The sequence below is a fragment of the Candidatus Paceibacterota bacterium genome, assembly GCA_035452965.1.
In the GTDB taxonomy this organism is placed as follows: Bacteria; Verrucomicrobiota; Verrucomicrobiia; order Limisphaerales; family UBA8199; genus UBA8199.
In genome coordinates this window covers 48651-64833 of record DAOTCE010000029.1, presented here as the reverse complement: position 1 = coordinate 64833, position 16183 = coordinate 48651, and the positions used below count along the sequence as shown (strand labels likewise).

Genomic DNA, 16183 nt, shown 5'->3' with positions numbered 1-16183 from the left:
TGCGGCAGGGCAATAAGAACGCAGTCGTCTCGGTTTTCCGCTACGTCACCGAAGGCTCGTTCGACGCCTACATGTGGCAAACCTTGGAGACGAAGGCCAAGTTCATCGCCCAGGTTATGAGCGGCGACATGACGATCCGCCGTCTTGAAGACCTTGACTCTGCCGCACTGACCTACGCCGAGGTCAAGGCCATCGCGTCCGGCAACCCGCTGGTAATCGAGAAAGCCCAGGTGGACGCCGAACTCATGCGCCTCACTCGGTTGCGCTCCGCTCATGCCGAGGAGCAATACCGTATCCGCTCAAATCTGCGCCGCTCGCACGAGGACGCGGAAATGTTCACTGCCCGGCTCACCAATCTCCGTCAGGACATCACGCTTCGCCAGGACACCTCGGGTGACAAGTTCATCATTGAGCTCGACGGCCAAGAAACCAACAACCGGGGTATTGCAGGTGAGTTGATTCTGCGCCGGGCGGAGAAGTTGAAGAACCGTTTCGGCGATGATGTGCGTATCGGGTGCTTCGCGGGCTTCGATTTGTTTCTTCGTCCCAGCTTCAACAATACCGTCGAAGTCGTCGTGCGTGGCAGCAACAGCTACGCCGCTCGTGTCACGGACACAGCATTGGGCACGATCCGATCGTTGGAAGTGACGGTTCAAGGCTTTGAGGAACGGGCTGCCAAACTCGAAACCGATATCGCTGATGCACACAAGCGGGGCAAGGAACTTGAATCCAAAGTCGGCGCACCGTTCGAGAAAGAGGAGCACTACCAACACCTTTGCCGCCGCCAGAGCGAGATCGAGGAGAAGCTCGATCTGACCAAGAACCAAGCCCCGAGCCAGGTCGAGGCTGAACCGCCGGACGACAACACGCAGAAAAACTCTGAAACCCGAAATGTCGCCAAAACCGTTCGTCAAAAGCGGCGCGCTGGAGTGTCTGTGTAACGAGCCGGCAACTTGACACCCCAAACCTCATCCACGAAAATGCAATGGCGAACATATCAAGAAATGCAAGACCCGGTTCTACATATCGGAAAACTGCTGCATGAGCTTTGGGAGTTCATGGACAACGGGGTCTATCCGTTCATGCTGTTCGCATGTGTGTGCTTTGCTGCAATTTCCTGGCTGCTCTTCCGCAAGCGCAAGTCACCGCCTCCAATACCGACCTCACCTCAAACGCGCGCTGTTGTGGGAATCATGCTCGCATCTCCTGGCATGTCTTCAGATGCTGACGGTGGGCGCACACGCCTAATCATGGGTGACGTTCCCAGCCGGCAGTCAAACACTCCTGATTCGGGCTGCCTGTAGGAGCCACTTCTTCAAGAGCCAAGCCGTTCGATTCGGTTTGGATGCTTCGCGAGTTTTCCATCGGTGTTGCTTTGCCTTTTCGTTCGCCTGAACGTGCGAGCGGGGTGTGCATTCTGTGTATCCACTACACCCAAGAAATTGCGGTGGGTCGTAGCCTGTTGCCACATGAAAGAATGAGTATGAACGCAACAGCAACCATCGAATGCCAGACTCTCGACGTGAAAAGCAGTGCAACAGAACTCGGCGTCTGCGAGGAAACGGTGCGCCGTCTCGTGCGCCGCAAGGTGCTCCGCAAGCTGTCAGGCTTGCGCCGCGTCCTAATCCCGCGCACCGAACTCGACCGGTATCTGAATAACGGCAACCACGCCCGTCTCTCGTGAAACACCCGGTTCAAATCGCATTGCAATCGTGGGTGAGTGGTCGAAAATCTCAACGCATGAGCACCGCAGAAAAAACCACTTCAAAATTGGCCAAGAATTGGCCAAGCATGGTTTTTCGATGGGTGCGGCCTCAAATCCCGGAAGTGGATATTCCCCTTTGTTTTCAGGGTGTTTCTCGCTGGTGGGCCCACCAGGATTTGAACCTGGGACCAAGCGATTATGAGTCGCCTGCTCTAACCACTGAGCTATGGGCCCGAACGGTTGGAAACCTGCCTTGCGGGCCGAGCATCCAACACGAACCATTGGGCATCTATTTCGCCTGACTCGGCACCGGAGGCAAGCCATTTCGGCGGAGTCGCTTCGCTCCTTCGCCCTGGCCTTGAAGCGGTCAAGGTGGGAGCCGTCGAACTTCGTGCTTGAGCAGGCAGGGAGCCGTCCTACTCTCCGCCGTAATGGATAGGATGCCTCCCAAGCTGGCCTATGGGGCTTGAGCCGAGAGCCAAACGCCGAGGTTGTGCCGGGCTAATCTTGCTCGTGGCAGCGGCGGCAACCGTCTGGTGGCTGCTGGATCGTTCGGAGCCACGTGCCGGCTGGCTGCGGGTGGAGGCGCCCCGCCGCGCCGTTGCGAGTCAGACTTTGCCGCTGCGAGTGCATTTGGCGCCGTTGGCGGAACCCTCCCGTCTATGCGCCGATCTCCACTGGGGGCCGACACGCGATGAAACGATGGGCTACCTGGCCAGCGGAGGATCCGTTCCTGTGGGCCGCGAGGGTGGAACGTTCGACTTCGAGATCATGGTGCCACCAGTCAACGGGCTGCAGTTCGTCACCGGTATTATTTTCCTGAGCCGGACGGGGGAGTGGCAGGACCACACGATGGTAACGACCACGGAGGTCATCCCCGTGAGCAGCAACGCGGCCGAGAGAGTGGAGACCCGGCTGGAGCCATTGCGTTTGCAGTCGCCGGGTGACGACTCGAACGGCCACCCGCGGCCTGCGGCACTCCCATCCTGGCTGACGGCCTTGGTGTTTCTAGCCGCCGCCGTGCTTGCCTGGGGGGCCGGCGAGCCGGCGAAAGGCGCCACTCTGGGCTCGGGCGAGCGCTGGTGGCAGATGCTGGCCGTCCTGTTGGCCCTGGCCTGCCTATGGGAGTTGTTTGGGCTGGAGAGTTGGCTGGGCGCCCAGGTGCGGGCGATGGCACGAGTGGGGGATTTGTATTACCCGCGGGCCGCGCTCCAGAAAGTTGTGATCAGCGGCACCATCGCGGCCACGATGGTCCTCCTCCTGTTCATTTGGCGCGCGCGCAGTTCGCGCCGGCTACTGCTGTTCGCCTTCTCTTTGTACCTGGCGAGTTCGCTGGTGAGCCTGGTGTCAATGCACGCGATTGATCGAATTACCACACTTTCGTGGCATGGACTATCGTTCATCCAGGCGTTGAAACTGTTCTGCGCGGCCGTGACGCTGCATGGGATTCGTCGTGCGCACCGAGCATTGGACGAAAGCACGTCTCCGTGATCATGAGGAACCGATCGCTATCGCGCAACGCTATGACGGCCTTGTCGGCCCGCACCGCTGCCTCGCGCGGCCTGACGCATCGCGTTCATCCCACACCTGGCCGTCTTCAAGCTCGACAATCCGTTGGCAGGGACGCCACGCCGAGGTGTCCGCTTCCGCGCAAGCCCCGACCTCTCGGAGCAACGTCCTTATCGAACCAACGAGCATGATGCAGTCCTGACGCTTTCGGAGGCTTTAGGTCGGCTTGACACCTGACTGCCCGCTGATATGCTGCCCCGCTCCGTTAACGGAGTGTTTCCTGATGCAGCGTCATTTAGGAGGCAGATCAGCGGGCGACGGACCAAATTGATTTATGAAACGACAATACCAACCATCGAAGATCAGGCGGAAACGCCAGCACGGATTTCTGGCGCGCAAAGCCACCAAGAGCGGGCGCGGTATCCTGCGGAATCGCCGCCGCGAGGGGCGCAAGCGCCTAACCCCGGTATAGGCCGTCGGCCCATGGCCGTCCCAACGCCACAGCGTCTGCGGTTTGACCGCGCGGCGCGCCTGAAGCACGGGCGGGATTTCGCCCGCCTGCGCCAGGCTGGAGAGCGCCTGGCCACCGGTTGCCTTATTGCCAACTGGCAGCGGTTGCCGGCCGATTCGGCCTCGCGTCTGGGCGTTATCACCGGCCGCAAGATCGGCGGGGCGGTGGTTCGCAGCCGCGCGCGGCGACTCCTGCGCGAGGCCTACCGCCTCCATCAGCACGATCTGACGGCGCCGGTGGACCTGGTGCTCGTGGCGCGGCATTCGATCGCGGGCCGAGGCCTGGCCGAGGTCGAACGGGATTTCCTGACGGCGCTTCGCAGAGGCAAACTACTGAAGCCGGCCGGCGGCCGAGTCGAGTGAACGCTGCCCAGCACATTCTAGTCTTTTGCGTGCGGCTCTATCAGTGGGTCCTCTCGCCGGCCAAGACAGCTCTGTTCGGCCCCGCCGGGCGCTGCCGGTTCACGCCGAGTTGCTCGGAATATGCGATTGACGCCTTGCGCAGGCACGGTGCGGTGGCTGGGACCTGGCTGGCCGTCCGGCGGGTTGCCCGCTGCCACCCCTGGGGCGGCTGCGGCGATGACCCCGTGCCCGAACCGAAGCCTGAAGTCCACAGCCATCCGACTTTAGAGCTTGGACTATTGACTTTGGACCCAAGAACTCCTCCGCAACCGCGTTAGCCAGCATGGATCGCAAATCAATCATAGCCCTGGTCATCTGCTTTCTTGTGCTGATGCTATGGTATCCGCTGGTCAATAAACTCTATCCGCCCAAGCCGTTGCCGCCAGGCGCCACCAATGCGCCTGTAGCGACGGTTACCACGACCAACTGGGCTGCCCCACCCGCCGTCACCGCGCCCGTCCTCGAGCAACCGGCTCCCGCCCCGCAACCCCTAGTGACCGCCGATGTGCCGGAGGAGTTGCTTACGGTAGCGAACGACAATGCGCGCTACACCTTCAGCTCGCATGGCGGCGGCTTGAAGCTGGTGGAACTGCTGGAAAGAGAATCCCCGCGCCGCAAGCAAGCGCCGCAGACCAACGTCCTGGCCACCCTGAACTCCGTCACGCGCCCGCCAACTCTTGCGCTCCTCGGCGGCGAAGCGGTGCAGGGGGACGGCATCTTCCGGCTGAACCGGATTGACGGCGGCGTGCGCGCGGAGAAGAGCCTGACCAACGGCCTCAGCATCGTGAAGGAGTTTCGCCTCAGCACCAACTACCTGGTCGCCGCGACCGTCCGGTTGGAAAACCGGTCGTCCCAGCCCCTGACGTTGCCCGCCCAGCAATGGATCATCGGCACGGCTACCCCCATGGGGCCCGATGACAACGGCATGGTCATTGGCGTGATGTGGTACAACGGCGCGAAGACCGACGAGGCGGGAGCGAGCTTCTTTTCCTCAACAGGGTTCGCCTGCATGCCGCGCACACCCCCCGCGGAGTACCGGGCGGGCGCGGACAACGTAGTATGGGCGGCCGCCCACAACCAATTCTTCACCCTGGCACTGATGCCCGAGCAGCCGGCGAAGGCGGTCGTTGCCCACAAGATCATCCTGCCCCGGCCGACGGGCGCGGATGCCACGCCGGCGTCTGCGAGCAAACCACCGCCCGAAGGTTACGAAGGGGCGCTGATTTATCCCGGCCAGATTCTCGCGCCCGGCCAGGCGTTCACCAACCAGGTTTCCCTGTTCGCCGGCCCCAAGGAGTACCAGACCCTCGCCCGCCTGGGCAGCCGCTTCAACAACAACATTGACCTGGTGATGGGCTATGGCGGGTTCTTTGGCTTCTTCGCCAAGGCGCTGTTGCTGGCGATGAACTGGCTGCACCACGCGCTGGGTCTTTCCTACGGCTGGGCCATCATTGCCATTACCTTCATCATCAAACTCGTCTTCTGGCCGCTGACGCAGGCCAGCACGCGTTCGATGAAGCGCCTGCAGGCGCTGCAGCCGCAGATGAAGGCCATCAAAGACAAGTACAAGGATGATCCGGCCAAGATGAACAAGAAGACAATGGAATTCATGAAGGAGCACAAAGTCAGCCCGCTCGGGGGCTGCCTGCCCATGCTCCTGCAGATCCCGATTTTCTTTGGCTTCTACAAGATGATTCAAAGCGCCTTCGAGCTGCGCGGAGAACATTTCCTCTGGGTCAAGGATCTGTCCAAGCCCGACACGCTCTTCACCATTCCCGGGACGGGCTTTCCCTTCAACCTTCTGCCGCTCATCATGGGGGCGACTATGTTGTGGCAGGCGCGCCTGACCCCTCCCTCGCCCGGCATGGACGCGATGCAGGCGAAGATGATGCGTTACATGCCGCTCATGTTCCTGGTGTTCCTCTACAACTTCTCCGCCGGTCTTACCCTTTATTGGACCGTGCAGAATCTGCTGACCATTGCGCAGACCATGCTCACCCGGACCACCCCGGAACCCGCTGTTCCCGTCAAAGCTCCGGTCTTGACGGCGCCGCAGAAAAAGAGGAAATAGAGGCCCAGTAGAACCGGCGACCTGCGGCAACTGACTCTGCACTCTTAACGCTCAACTCTGGACTAGGTTATGCCTGCTGAACCTCAAACCACCCTGCAGAAAATACTGGACCTCCTTGGCTTCCCCGCCACGGTCGAGGAGCATCGCCTGGAAGACGGCACTTTGCTCGACGTGAAGACCGACGACTCAGGCCGGTTGATCGGGCGCCAGGGCCAGACGCTGGCCGACCTCCAGTACATCACCAACCGGCTGCTCTTCCAGCAAGATCCCACCGTGCCCAAGATCACGGTGGACGTCAGCGGATACCGCGCCCAGGCCCGCGAGGCCCTCGTCCGGAAAGCCAAGGAAGCCGCCGAGAAGGTGCGGCGCTGGGGCGACGTAGTCGAGTTGGAACCGCTCAGCGCCTTCGACCGCCGTATTGTTCACCAGGCGCTCAAGGACGATCCCGGCGTTGAAACCCACAGCGTCGAAGTGGAAGGCACAGAGAAGAAGGCCATTCTCCTTCGTCCCAAGCACTGACGGAGCGCCGTCCAGCCGCAGCAGCGGGGGCGTCCTGCTCCTATTGTGTTGGGTTCATCAGTGCATGGAGTGGTCGCCCCTCCACTGAAATGCTTGGAGCAACACCCGCTCGACACTGCCACACCGGGTTTAGAGCGCCCGCCAATGACAGACCGCAGGCTGGAGCTGGCTCGCGGTCCGGGCTGAACAGTCGGCCGTCCCTGCCTTTGACCATTCGCCGCAGCCAAGTAATGTACTATGTGCATGGGATTCACATAAGGCGTGTATATGACCCGCCGACGCCGAACGATGGCGCCCGGCTGCTGGTGGATCGCCTCTGGCCGCGGGGCGTAACGTGGGAGAAGCTGCAGTTGGCGGGCTGGCTTAAGGGAGTTGCCCCGAGCGACTCATTGCGCCACTGGTTCAACCATGACTCGGCGAAGTGGGAAGAGTTCCAGCGCCGCTATGCCGCCGAGTTGGAGCAGAACCCGCGAGCCTGGCAGCCAATCCTGCAAGCGGCTTGTGACGGTATTGTCACGCTTCTGTTCGCCGCCCGCGACACCCGGCATAACAACGCCGCTGCTTTGCGGACGTTCCTGGAGAAGAAACTGGCCGGCCCCGGGGTTAAAACCGCAAGTGTTTCACGGTCAGGCCCTGGTTGATAAGCTGGCAAAGAGAGTCAATCCCCACGCGCAGATGCATATCCGTGTAGTCCGCGGTGACGCGCTGGTCGCTCAGGGAGGTCTTTATGCCTTCCGGGGCCATCGGTTGGTCCGACACCAGCAACAGGGCGCCGCTGGGTATCTCGTTGTGGAAACCGGTGATGAAGATCGTGGCCGTTTCCATGTCAATGGCCATGCACCGGATGCGGCGCAGGTATTTCTTGAAATCCTCATCGTGCTCCCACACCCGGCGGTTGGTGGTATAGACCGTGCCGGTCCAGTAATCGCGCTTGTAATTGCGGATGGTGGTGGAGATGGCCTTCTGCAGGCTGAAGGCGGGCAGGGCCGGCACCTCGGGCGGGAAATAATCATTCGAGGTTCCCTCGCCGCGGATCGCGGCAATGGGCAGGATGAGGTCGCCCAGCTTGTTCTTCCGCTTCAGCCCGCCGCACTTGCCCAGGAACAGACAGGCCTTGGGCTGTGCCGAGCACAGCAGGTCCATGATCGTCGCCGCGTTGGCGCTGCCCATGCCGAAGTTGATGATGGTAATCCCCCGGGCGGTGGCGTTAAGCATGGGGCGGTCTTCGCCGCGCACGGGCACCTTGTGCCATTCGGCGAACCGGCGCACGTAGTTGCCAAAATTGACCAGCAGGATGTATTTCCCGAATTCCGCCAGCGGCGTGCCGGTGTAGCGCGGCAGCCAGTCCGTCACGATCTCGTCTTTGCTTTTCATCGCTCTTTGATCATCCCTGCGGTTCTTTCCGGCCCGCGGCCGGAGCTCCGCGTTCGGCGCGCAGGAACCGCATCATGCTGTCGCCGTGCTTGAGCCGCTTCCGCTCCTGCCAGCAGTCCGGCACGCTCAGCGTATCGCGCCGGGCGTGGCCCAGCACCAGCAAGCCGTCCGCCGCCAGCACCTCGGGCAGCGCCGTTTCGTCCAGCAGCCGCTGGGCGAAGGACGTCGAGCGGTGGCCGACATTCTTCTCGCCGTAGGGCGGGTCCGCCAGGACCAGATCGAACTGCTCCGCCGCCGCTGCCAGTTGGGCCAGGGCGGCGAACACATCCTGCACCCGCAACTGCAACGTCTCGGGCGGGAAGCCGGCGGCTTGAAAATTCTGGCGCAGCACTTCGGCGTGGCGCGCCGATTTCTCCACACATACCGCCATCTGTGCGCCGCGGCTCAGGCATTCGAGACTCAGCGCTCCGGTGCCGGCGAACAGCTCCAGCACCCGCGCCCCGACCACGCGGCCCCCGAGGCTGTTGAAGACCGCCTGCTTGACCAGGTCCGGCGTGGGCCGCACGGACAGCCCCTTCGGCACCTTCAGAATTCGGCGAGCGGCCATTCCACCCGTAATGCGCATGACGGACTATACCGGAAGGGAGAGTGCCATCGCGAGCCCAAACATCCGCAGAAGCGAGGGCAGGCGCGGACGATCGCCCGCCGCCAGCAGGCTTTACCTGAAGATCTCCGCGAAGAACTGCTTCATGTCCTCCCAGGAGCGTCGGTCCGCCCGCTCGTTATACGCCGACCCGCGCTGCGGGTTGTCGCCGGCGTTCCAGTCGGTGAAGCTGTGGACCGCGCCGCCGTATTGCACCAGTTGCCAGTCCACGTTGCCCTGGCGCATCTCATCCTCGAACGCCGCCAGGTCTTTGGCGGCTACGTGCGGATCGTCCGCGCCATGCAACGCCAGCACCTTGCACTGGATCTTCTTGCCGTCTTCGGGCTGGGGCGAATCCAGCCCGCCATGAAAGCTCACCACGCCGGCCATGTCCGCCCCGCTGCGCGCCAGCTCGATCACCGCCGTGCCGCCAAAGCAATACCCGATCGCGGCGACTCGCTTCGGGTCCGTCAGCTCATGCTTCTGCAAGGCTGCCAGCCCGGCCTGGGCGCGCGCGCGCAGCAAGTCGCGGTTGTTCTTGTATTTGCCGGCTTCGGCCCCGGCTTGCTGGCTTGACCCGGGGCGAATCCCTTTGCCGTAAATATCCGCCGCCAGGACGTTATAGCCGAGCTTGGCCAGCATCCCGGCGCGCTTCATTTCGTAGTCCGACAAACCCTTCCACTGGTGAATGATCAGCACACCGGGCCGCTTGCCTTGGACCGCCCGGTCGTAAGCCAGGTGGCCTTCCAGGATCGTATCTCCCTGGGGATATTCGATAGTTTCGGTGTGAACCTGCGCCCCGGCGGTCACGGCGCAGCCCAAACTCAGCAGTGCGGCAAAAAGACATCTCATACCCACACAGATAACCCCGAACGGTCAAAACGCCAACCGTTGGGCAACTTGAAACGCACGGCGTGAGACGCGGGACGCGAATTGAGCGGGACGGGCCGAAGGGCGGGGCATTTGATTTCCCGGTGCGCAGGCCCAACCGGGAGTTTTCAGCGAGCGGGATTGGTGCTAGGCTATGATCGAGCAATGGACAAACTGGAACCGCCCGACACACACTATCTCCGCGGCGCTATCGGCTGGCTGGAGCTGGGGAATCCCGCCGAAGCCAGGGCGGAGTTGGCCCAGATCAGCCCGGCACACCAGGACCACCCGGACGTGCTGGAGGTGCGCTGGTCCATCTCGGCGCACGAACGGCGCTGGGTGGAAGGATTGCAAATTGCCCAGACCTTGCTCCGTCGCGCGCCAAAGCGGCCAACCGGCTGGCTGCACCAGGCCTACGCCCTGCGCCGCGTTCCGGACGGCGGTGTGCAAAAGGCCTGGAAGGCGCTGCTGCCGGCCTTCGACAAGTTTCCCAAAGAAGCGATCATCCCGTTCAACCTCTCCTGTTACGCCTGCCAAATGCGGCAACTGGAGGCCGCGCGAGACTGGCTCAAGCGCGCCATCGTGATCGGCGGGAAGGAGAAGATCAAACAGATGGCGCTCGGCGACTCCGACCTGGAACCGCTCTGGACGGAGATCAAGAAACTCTAGCCTGGCGTTGATTCAATGCCGCGGGCTTGCCTCGTGCCCAAACAGCCGATCCCGCTTGATGATCTCCGCAATCATCGGGGGCACCAGTTGCTCCCAGGAGGCATCGTTGGCCTTTATCTTCGTCAGGACGTCCTGCGAACGGATGGGCAGCAACTCGGCGTTGAATTTGCGGAGGGCCTGAATGAAACGGTTCTCCACGAGGTGGGCGTAAAGGTGCCGCAGATGCGCTGGCGCGGGGAAGTTCTCCACCGTTAACTGGTGACCGGACTCCAGGTCGAGATGCGGGGAGATGTAGAGGCGCCCTGCGTTCTTAAAGAGCTGGCCCAGGCCGCCCAGCACTCCTCCTTCGCTCTCGTTGTAGAACTTCTCGTCGAACAACTCCGCCAGCTTGGAAGCGCCCATCGCCATGCCGATGGGCCGCTGGGTGTAGCGGGACAAATAGGCCGCCAGCCGGTGGAACCGGCGGAAGTTGGAGATGAGCACCGTCTGGCCCAGGGCGCTGAGCATGTCCGCGCGATTCAGGAAGTCTCCCTCGTCTATGTGGTCTCCGCTGGTCAGTTGCCGCAACGTCATCTCCATGAGCACCACGGGCGTTTCCCCGTTCAGCTCCGGCTCCCGCACAAACTGCTCCAGCGCGCGCTCCAGCAAATCCAGGGTAGCCTTGGTGAGCGGGTTGAAGCTGCCGCGCTGGACCAGCACGGGCTTCTGGTGCAGCAGTTCGGCCCACTGCACCGCCTCGCCCTGCGCGGTGAACATCGCCGCCTCGGTGAGGTCCTGCCGGACCAGTTGCAGGGCCATGAGCCGGTTATCCACACCGGCGAACGCCGGCCCGCCAAAGCGGATCATATCCACCTCCACCCGCTCCCAGGTCAGGTCATCCAGCAACGACCGGATGAGCGCCTCCGGCTGGTGGTGCAGGTAAAACGCGCCATAGATCAGGTTCACGCCCAGCACTCCCAACGCTTCCTGTTGCCGCACGCTCTCCTTGTCCAGCATTCGCACGTGGAGGATGATCTCCGACGGGTCCGATCCCGATTCCGCCTGGAACCGGATGCCCAGCCAGCCCCGGCCCGCCTCGCGCCGTGTGGCCACCGTGTCGGCGAAAACAAAGAACGCCGCCTTGGACCCGCGGGTCTTGTCGAGCCTCTCCAGCAGCAGACCGTACTCGTAGTCCAGCATGGAGCGCAGGCGCTGCCGGCTCACGTAGTAATCGGTCGGGCCGTAGATCGCGTCGCTGACCGCCATATCGTAGGCCGAAATCGTCTTGGCCACCGTGCCCGCCGCGCCCCCGGCTCGGAAGAACCAGCGCACCACCTCCTGCCCGGCGCCGATCTCCGCGAACGTGCCGTAGCGTTGGGCGTCGTGGTTGACCTGCTGCGCCTTCTGATTGGTATCCAGTCTTTCGTTAGCCATACAGCCGAAGCCTCCCGCCAGCCTCGTCGCGAGGACATACTCCCATCAGAAGCTCTTGATTTCAAGCGATCCAGCCTGAAATTCGCTCTCGCCCCGCGCGATAAGACGCGTGAGCCTCACGCAAAACGCGTGAAAATCTCACCGCTTGCGCGGATGCACCTTGCGTATTCCTTAGGTATTTGCAGAAAAAGCCCCGTGGCACCGCCATTGCTAAGGGAAAAGTCAATTCGGGTTGACAGCGTGGATGCTTTCGGTAAAGCTCGCGGTCTGTTTGCCAAAACAACAATAGAAACCATTAAAAGTTTATGAAGAACCTACGCAGAAAGATCGGGGCTTTCACTCTAATCGAGTTGTTAGTCGTCATTGCCATTATCGCCATTCTGGCTGCCCTGTTGCTGCCCGCCCTGGCTCGCGCCAAGGCCAAGGCCCAACGCATCAGCTGCACCAACAACCTCAAGCAGGTTGGCTTGGCCATGCGCACCTTCGCAATTGACAACGACGGCAGCATGCCGATGCAATTGCCCTACGCTCAGGGCGGTGCCTCCGAGACCGTGAGCAAGGCCCGGGTCCTGGGCACCCAGGTTACAAGTGAAGGCGCGTGCAAGATTTTCCTGGCCTGCTCCAACGAACTGAGCACGCCGAAGATTCTCTTCTGCCCGTCGGAGTATGAGACCTCTCAGCGCATGGCGGCGACCAGCTTCGCCCCGGACAACTCGGGCACCGTTGCCAGCCAGGTTCCTTACACCAACGACCTGAATATCAGCTACTTCGTCGGCGCTGACGCGCAGGAAACGCAGCCGCAGATGTTCCTGACCGGGGACCATAACCTGGGCGGGAATGGCAACCCTCCGACCCTCGCTTACCTGGCCGCTCCGAGCACGGGTATCTCGAAGGTCTCGCTGGGCACCAACTTCAACAATAACCAGGGCCCCTCCTTCATGGACAACATGCACTCGAAGCAGGGCAACGTTGGCCTGGCGGATGGCAGTTGCCAGGGTTTCAGCCGCTCGCGTCTGCAGGAAGCGCTGAAGAACTCCGGTGACTACGGCCGCGCCCAAGGTCTCTACACCCTCGCCACCGGCGCCTCGGCTGGAGCAGGTTGCAATCGTATTCTCCTCCCGTAACCCGAGTTAGAGTGATTTAGCTCAATCGAGCAAACAGAAAGGCATCCGCAAGGATGCCTTTTTTGTTACTCTTCGCGGTTTCCTGGGGAGCTCCGAGGGCGATTCGCCGTATCGGACTCCCCTTTTCATCTCCAACACCGCCGCCGGACGGGTGACGGCGCCTTTACGGTGCTGCCGCGGGCCGGGCTTGGCTTGCGGCTGGCTGGGGGATGGCTTGTCAGTGTGGCCAGGCTACGGTGTGGTTCCCATGGGGAGCGCTCCCCATGGGAACCACACCGTAGCACCACCGTAGTGTCACCGTAACGCCAAGCCAAACGTGGCGAGGTCAGCGGGGACTGGATAAGGCTGACAGGCAGCAACACTGTCCAAAAAATGGACAGTGCGCGGGTTGGATGCCAGGGGTGCCCATCTGGTCGTGGCCGGGAAGCAATGATGACCGTTTACATCCTGTGCCTCGACCATCCGGGTTGTGCGGGTAAGAACCACCGTTCGCACTTCCCGGGAATTGGTGATGCACCTTTTCTACCGGCCGGGCGCCTTGGTGGCACACGGTGACTGAGCCGCTCTTGGAAGGCTTGAGGGCCGGGCCTTCCTTCGGGTCAGGAATCACTTTCCCAAGGTTAGAACGCGCTCGACGGCGCGGCGGGCGCCCGCGTCAACCAGCGCTTCGACATCATCGGCCCACCGCCACGCCGGCAGCCCGTAAACCAGCATTGCTTGCGCGCCCTCGTAGCCCCAGCGCGACCGGGCCACCGGCGGCTTGTCCTCCTGGAGTACGCGCAGCGAGGGGATGTAGGTCATCACGTCGTTGCAGTAGCCGGCGACCCAGGTTCGGGGGCCGAACTGCTGCTTGAGCCTGAGCGCCCAATCCACCACCGGCTCGCCGCCGATCGTGATCAGCAGTTGTTCGCCACCGAATTGCCAGGCCTGCAAGGGCAGGGGACAGGTGCGGATGAATGGCTTGCCCGCCTTCAAATCTCCCAGCAGGCGCGTTGCCCACCGGCTCACCATGGGCGATTTGTCGGACTTGAGTTTCTCCAGCTCAGCCTCGGTGGGCGCCGGCCCGAGGTTGAGGGTGACCGGCTCGATTGAGGTCCGCAATTCGGGCGCGAGATTGCGCGGCGGCGCCAGCAGGGCTTCTTCGACCGCGGCGGCGAGCATGTTGCCGTAGCGCTCGGCCAGTTCAAGCCGGCGGCGCGGCAGCGCGTTCTGGTCGGCGCCACAGCCCATGAAGAACATTGCCGTGGCGTCCGGGTGGCTCTGTTCCAGCGCGCGCTGGGCGAATCCGGCGTAGTCGCCGCACCACTGGTAGAAATCGAGCACCGTGTTGTGGCAGGCGTATCCGAAGAGCACCGCCTTGAGCCTGCCCTCGGGCTGGTAAACGGCCAGCACCGGCACTGAATGATCCACCGGCCCTTTCAAAGCGCCCTGCGCGATCAGTTTGGGCACATCCGGCTCCAGGTTGTTGCGCCGGTTGACCGCGAACCCGGCGGTACCCTGCCCGGCGGCCAGTCGCGCGGGCGCCAGGTCGCCAATGGCCCTGCCCACGGCGTCCACCATCTTGAGTTCCAGCTCGTCGGAATACTTCTCGATCAGGGCAATCTGAGCGTCGTCAAGCGGATAAATGTCGTAGAGCGCGCCCCGCAGGACGGGCCCGCAATGCGTGTGCGATACCGCGAGGAGGATCTGGTCCGGTTCCAGCGCGAATTGCTCCTTCAGCGCCGCGCAGGTATGCTGGTAGATGGACTGCGGGAAACCCAGCAGATCGCCGCTCAGGACGATGGCGCGGTGCCCCCGGGCGTCTTCGAGGGCCAGCACCTTGATCCAAAGGTCCATCACCTTGCCTTCCGCCGGTTTGGTGCGCGACCCGTAACCAGCCATCCACTGCGGTTGAGCGGGAGTGATATTGGCTCGCGCGGTGCCGGCCTTCCAGGACGGTTCGTCCGCGGCAAACAGCGTGCCGGCCAGCCAGCCAGCCGCCACCATCCAGAGCAGGCGAATGGGCAAGGAGTTCATCACCTCCAACTTTCCGCGCCCGCCCTCGTCACGCAAGGACAAAACCCCGGATTCCTTGTGCCAGCGCAGGACGAGTGACGAAGGGTAGGGCAGGCGTCCTCGCCGGCTGGTTCGCCGGGCGTCGCGACCGGTTACTCCAAGTCGTTTAAGGGAGACTCGCTGGATTTGGAACTGGAGGAAGAGCGGCGTCATTTACCAGGTGCAAGCGGCGCACGAATGCATCCGCGGCAGCGGGAAACCACTAACCATGGGTCCGAGTGCTACGCCCATATTAAGAAGCGGCGGCGGCGGCCTTGGGCTGCGATCCGTGCCCACTCTGGAAGGCCTTTTCGGTCCCTGCGGTGTAAGTGCTGATAAATCAGTAACATTGGCTGGGTGGGATCACCTTGGACCGGGTATTGGGAACGACAAGGGGCCCCCTGGAAAAGGACTATAATCCACGTTCAAGAAAAAGCGGGAAAAGTTGAAGAAAGTTGTTGACGAGAATGCCTTTTCTTGGTTCTCTTTATGCGTTGGTGAGAGAGTGTTAGCAGCGATAGATGTCACAACCTAAGAAAATTGCGAGTGTCATATGAAGAGTCTTATCAAGAATTGCATTTTCAGCTTGGCGATAGCGGGCTTGTTCTTAATGGTGAGCACAGTGAAGGCGGACACTCTTACCTATACCGCCACTCATCCCTCCTCCTTAACGGAGTGGACCGATAATTTTGTTCTCACGCAGTTTGACCCGGCGCTGGGCAGCTTGCAGTCGGTATATATCGCTGCGACTGAAACCGTGGACATGAACGGGACAGTCTACAACGGCTCCACTGGCCCGCAGACATTTAATTTCCAGGCCGGTTCTATGCTCACCGTGACCCTGCCGGGCGTGCTGGGGTTCCTGCAGCCTTCCCCGCTGGCAGCCTTTATTCCGTATGTGAATCTGCCCAGCATGACCGGGGCTCCCTACGGGCCCATTAATGCCTCTCAGACTGTCAATTATACTTACACCGCCCCTGTGGACATGGCATTGTTCACTGGAACCGGGACGGTTACTCTGCCAGGCTACACCTTAACTTTGCAGACGATCGCGGGAGGCGGCGGAAACATCTCTGCAGTGCTCAATACCTACGCTAGCGCGAGCGTGCAAGTAGTTTACGAATACATACCTGTGCCGGAACCTGGGATGATCTCACTGTTCGCCGTCGGGGCATTTCTGCTGTTGCGCAGGAGGCAATAGGCGCATAAGGCAATTTCACAATTCAATCGAAGGGCCGGCTGGAAAGTCGGCCTTTTGATTTCAGAGCCCTAGCCAGAACTGCCGTAAGGCCTCAGTCTTGGGTGGGGCCGCCTCGCCGAGGCGGCCAAACGGTGGCGCT

General features: G+C 61.9%; 17 protein-coding genes and 1 tRNA gene. 12 read left to right on the top strand and 6 right to left on the bottom strand.

The genetic code is table 11. The features are described from left to right. Positions 1-941: hypothetical protein (locus P5205_17640; GenBank protein HSA12187.1), on the top strand; the 941-nt coding region annotated here is incomplete at its 5' end. 542 nt (positions 942-1483) lie between these two features. Continuing rightward, positions 1484-1684 (top strand): helix-turn-helix domain-containing protein, encoded by a 201-nt coding sequence (locus P5205_17635; GenBank protein ID HSA12186.1) that lies wholly within the window; start codon positions 1484-1486, stop codon positions 1682-1684. 179 nt (positions 1685-1863) lie between these two features. Here P5205_17635 and P5205_17630 read toward each other — a convergent pair. Beyond that, positions 1864-1939 (bottom strand) — tRNA-Ile (locus P5205_17630). A 279-nt stretch (positions 1940-2218) separates the two neighbouring features. Between P5205_17630 and P5205_17625 the strand changes: the two genes are divergently transcribed. The 7 genes from P5205_17625 (at position 2219) to P5205_17595 (ending at position 7357) form a co-directional block, all read left to right on the top strand. Continuing rightward, the gene (locus P5205_17625) at positions 2219-3196 is read left to right on the top strand and encodes a hypothetical protein (protein ID HSA12185.1); all 978 of its coding nucleotides are present in this window, start codon (positions 2219-2221) and stop codon (positions 3194-3196) included. 352 nt (positions 3197-3548) lie between these two features. Further along, positions 3549-3686, top strand: a complete 138-nt coding sequence (gene rpmH / locus P5205_17620) for a 50S ribosomal protein L34 (protein HSA12184.1) — start codon at positions 3549-3551, stop codon at positions 3684-3686. An 11-nt stretch (positions 3687-3697) separates the two neighbouring features. Further along, complete coding sequence (gene rnpA, locus P5205_17615; protein ID HSA12183.1) at positions 3698-4087, top strand: ribonuclease P protein component; 390 nt, start codon at positions 3698-3700, stop codon at positions 4085-4087. Between the two features lie 71 nt (positions 4088-4158). Continuing rightward, positions 4159-4404, top strand: a complete 246-nt coding sequence (gene yidD / locus P5205_17610) for a membrane protein insertion efficiency factor YidD (protein ID HSA12182.1) — start codon at positions 4159-4161, stop codon at positions 4402-4404. Between the two features lie 5 nt (positions 4405-4409). Then, positions 4410-6197, top strand: a complete 1788-nt coding sequence (yidC, locus tag P5205_17605; GenBank protein ID HSA12181.1) for a membrane protein insertase YidC — start codon at positions 4410-4412, stop codon at positions 6195-6197. Between the two features lie 69 nt (positions 6198-6266). After that, a complete protein-coding gene (locus P5205_17600) occupies positions 6267-6716 on the top strand; it encodes a KH domain-containing protein (protein ID HSA12180.1) in 450 nt (149 codons plus the stop codon). Between the two features lie 230 nt (positions 6717-6946). Beyond that, positions 6947-7357 (top strand): DUF488 family protein, encoded by a 411-nt coding sequence (locus P5205_17595; GenBank protein ID HSA12179.1) that lies wholly within the window; start codon positions 6947-6949, stop codon positions 7355-7357. Here P5205_17595 and P5205_17590 read toward each other — a convergent pair. The 3 genes from P5205_17590 to P5205_17580 form a co-directional block, all read right to left on the bottom strand. Next, positions 7320-8090: an AMP nucleosidase gene (locus tag P5205_17590; protein HSA12178.1), complete on the bottom strand. Its 771-nt coding sequence runs from the start codon at positions 8088-8090 to the stop codon at positions 7320-7322. The two genes, P5205_17595 and P5205_17590, sit on opposite strands and share 38 nt — an antisense overlap. Positions 8091-8100: 10 nt before the next feature. Beyond that, entirely contained in the window at positions 8101-8715 is a 615-nt protein-coding gene (rsmD, locus tag P5205_17585) for a 16S rRNA (guanine(966)-N(2))-methyltransferase RsmD (protein ID HSA12177.1), read from the bottom strand. A gap of 93 nt (positions 8716-8808) precedes the next feature. Then, positions 8809-9585, bottom strand: coding sequence for a dienelactone hydrolase family protein (locus P5205_17580; GenBank protein ID HSA12176.1), 777 nt, complete (start codon positions 9583-9585; stop codon positions 8809-8811). A gap of 183 nt (positions 9586-9768) precedes the next feature. Between P5205_17580 and P5205_17575 the strand changes: the two genes are divergently transcribed. Next, a complete protein-coding gene (locus tag P5205_17575) occupies positions 9769-10272 on the top strand; it encodes a tetratricopeptide repeat protein (protein ID HSA12175.1) in 504 nt (167 codons plus the stop codon). 12 nt (positions 10273-10284) lie between these two features. On the opposite strand, the gene P5205_17570 is transcribed toward P5205_17575, so the two are convergent. Next, on the bottom strand, positions 10285-11685 hold the full coding sequence (locus tag P5205_17570) for a TonB-dependent receptor (protein HSA12174.1): 1401 nt from the start codon (positions 11683-11685) through the stop codon (positions 10285-10287). A gap of 305 nt (positions 11686-11990) precedes the next feature. On the opposite strand from P5205_17570, the gene P5205_17565 reads away from it, so the two are divergent. Further along, the gene (locus P5205_17565) at positions 11991-12809 is read left to right on the top strand and encodes a prepilin-type N-terminal cleavage/methylation domain-containing protein (GenBank protein HSA12173.1); all 819 of its coding nucleotides are present in this window, start codon (positions 11991-11993) and stop codon (positions 12807-12809) included. Between the two features lie 606 nt (positions 12810-13415). Here P5205_17565 and P5205_17560 read toward each other — a convergent pair. Beyond that, positions 13416-14825: a hypothetical protein gene (locus P5205_17560; protein HSA12172.1), complete on the bottom strand. Its 1410-nt coding sequence runs from the start codon at positions 14823-14825 to the stop codon at positions 13416-13418. A gap of 571 nt (positions 14826-15396) precedes the next feature. Here P5205_17560 and P5205_17555 point away from each other — a divergent pair. Next, complete coding sequence (locus P5205_17555) at positions 15397-16044, top strand: choice-of-anchor E domain-containing protein (protein HSA12171.1); 648 nt, start codon at positions 15397-15399, stop codon at positions 16042-16044. Positions 16045-16183 lie beyond the last annotated feature (139 nt).

What these genes read in the sequence shown, in the direction of transcription:
- rsmD (HSA12177.1), bottom strand. Translation starts at nt 8,715, where the DNA reads ATGCGCATTACGGGTGGAATGGCCGCTCGCCGAATTCTGAAGGTGCCG.
- P5205_17560 (HSA12172.1), bottom strand. Translation starts at nt 14,825, where the DNA reads ATGAACTCCTTGCCCATTCGCCTGCTCTGGATGGTGGCGGCTGGCTGG.
- P5205_17595 (HSA12179.1), top strand. Translation starts at nt 6,947, where the DNA reads ATGTACTATGTGCATGGGATTCACATAAGGCGTGTATATGACCCGCCG.
- P5205_17555 (HSA12171.1), top strand. Translation starts at nt 15,397, where the DNA reads ATGAAGAGTCTTATCAAGAATTGCATTTTCAGCTTGGCGATAGCGGGC.
- P5205_17565 (HSA12173.1), top strand. Translation starts at nt 11,991, where the DNA reads ATGAAGAACCTACGCAGAAAGATCGGGGCTTTCACTCTAATCGAGTTG.
- P5205_17590 (HSA12178.1), bottom strand. Translation starts at nt 8,090, where the DNA reads ATGAAAAGCAAAGACGAGATCGTGACGGACTGGCTGCCGCGCTACACC.
- P5205_17570 (HSA12174.1), bottom strand. Translation starts at nt 11,685, where the DNA reads ATGGCTAACGAAAGACTGGATACCAATCAGAAGGCGCAGCAGGTCAAC.
- P5205_17635 (HSA12186.1), top strand. Translation starts at nt 1,484, where the DNA reads ATGAACGCAACAGCAACCATCGAATGCCAGACTCTCGACGTGAAAAGC.
- P5205_17580 (HSA12176.1), bottom strand. Translation starts at nt 9,585, where the DNA reads ATGAGATGTCTTTTTGCCGCACTGCTGAGTTTGGGCTGCGCCGTGACC.
- rnpA (HSA12183.1), top strand. Translation starts at nt 3,698, where the DNA reads ATGGCCGTCCCAACGCCACAGCGTCTGCGGTTTGACCGCGCGGCGCGC.
- P5205_17575 (HSA12175.1), top strand. Translation starts at nt 9,769, where the DNA reads ATGGACAAACTGGAACCGCCCGACACACACTATCTCCGCGGCGCTATC.
- rpmH (HSA12184.1), top strand. Translation starts at nt 3,549, where the DNA reads ATGAAACGACAATACCAACCATCGAAGATCAGGCGGAAACGCCAGCAC.
- yidC (HSA12181.1), top strand. Translation starts at nt 4,410, where the DNA reads ATGGATCGCAAATCAATCATAGCCCTGGTCATCTGCTTTCTTGTGCTG.
- P5205_17600 (HSA12180.1), top strand. Translation starts at nt 6,267, where the DNA reads ATGCCTGCTGAACCTCAAACCACCCTGCAGAAAATACTGGACCTCCTT.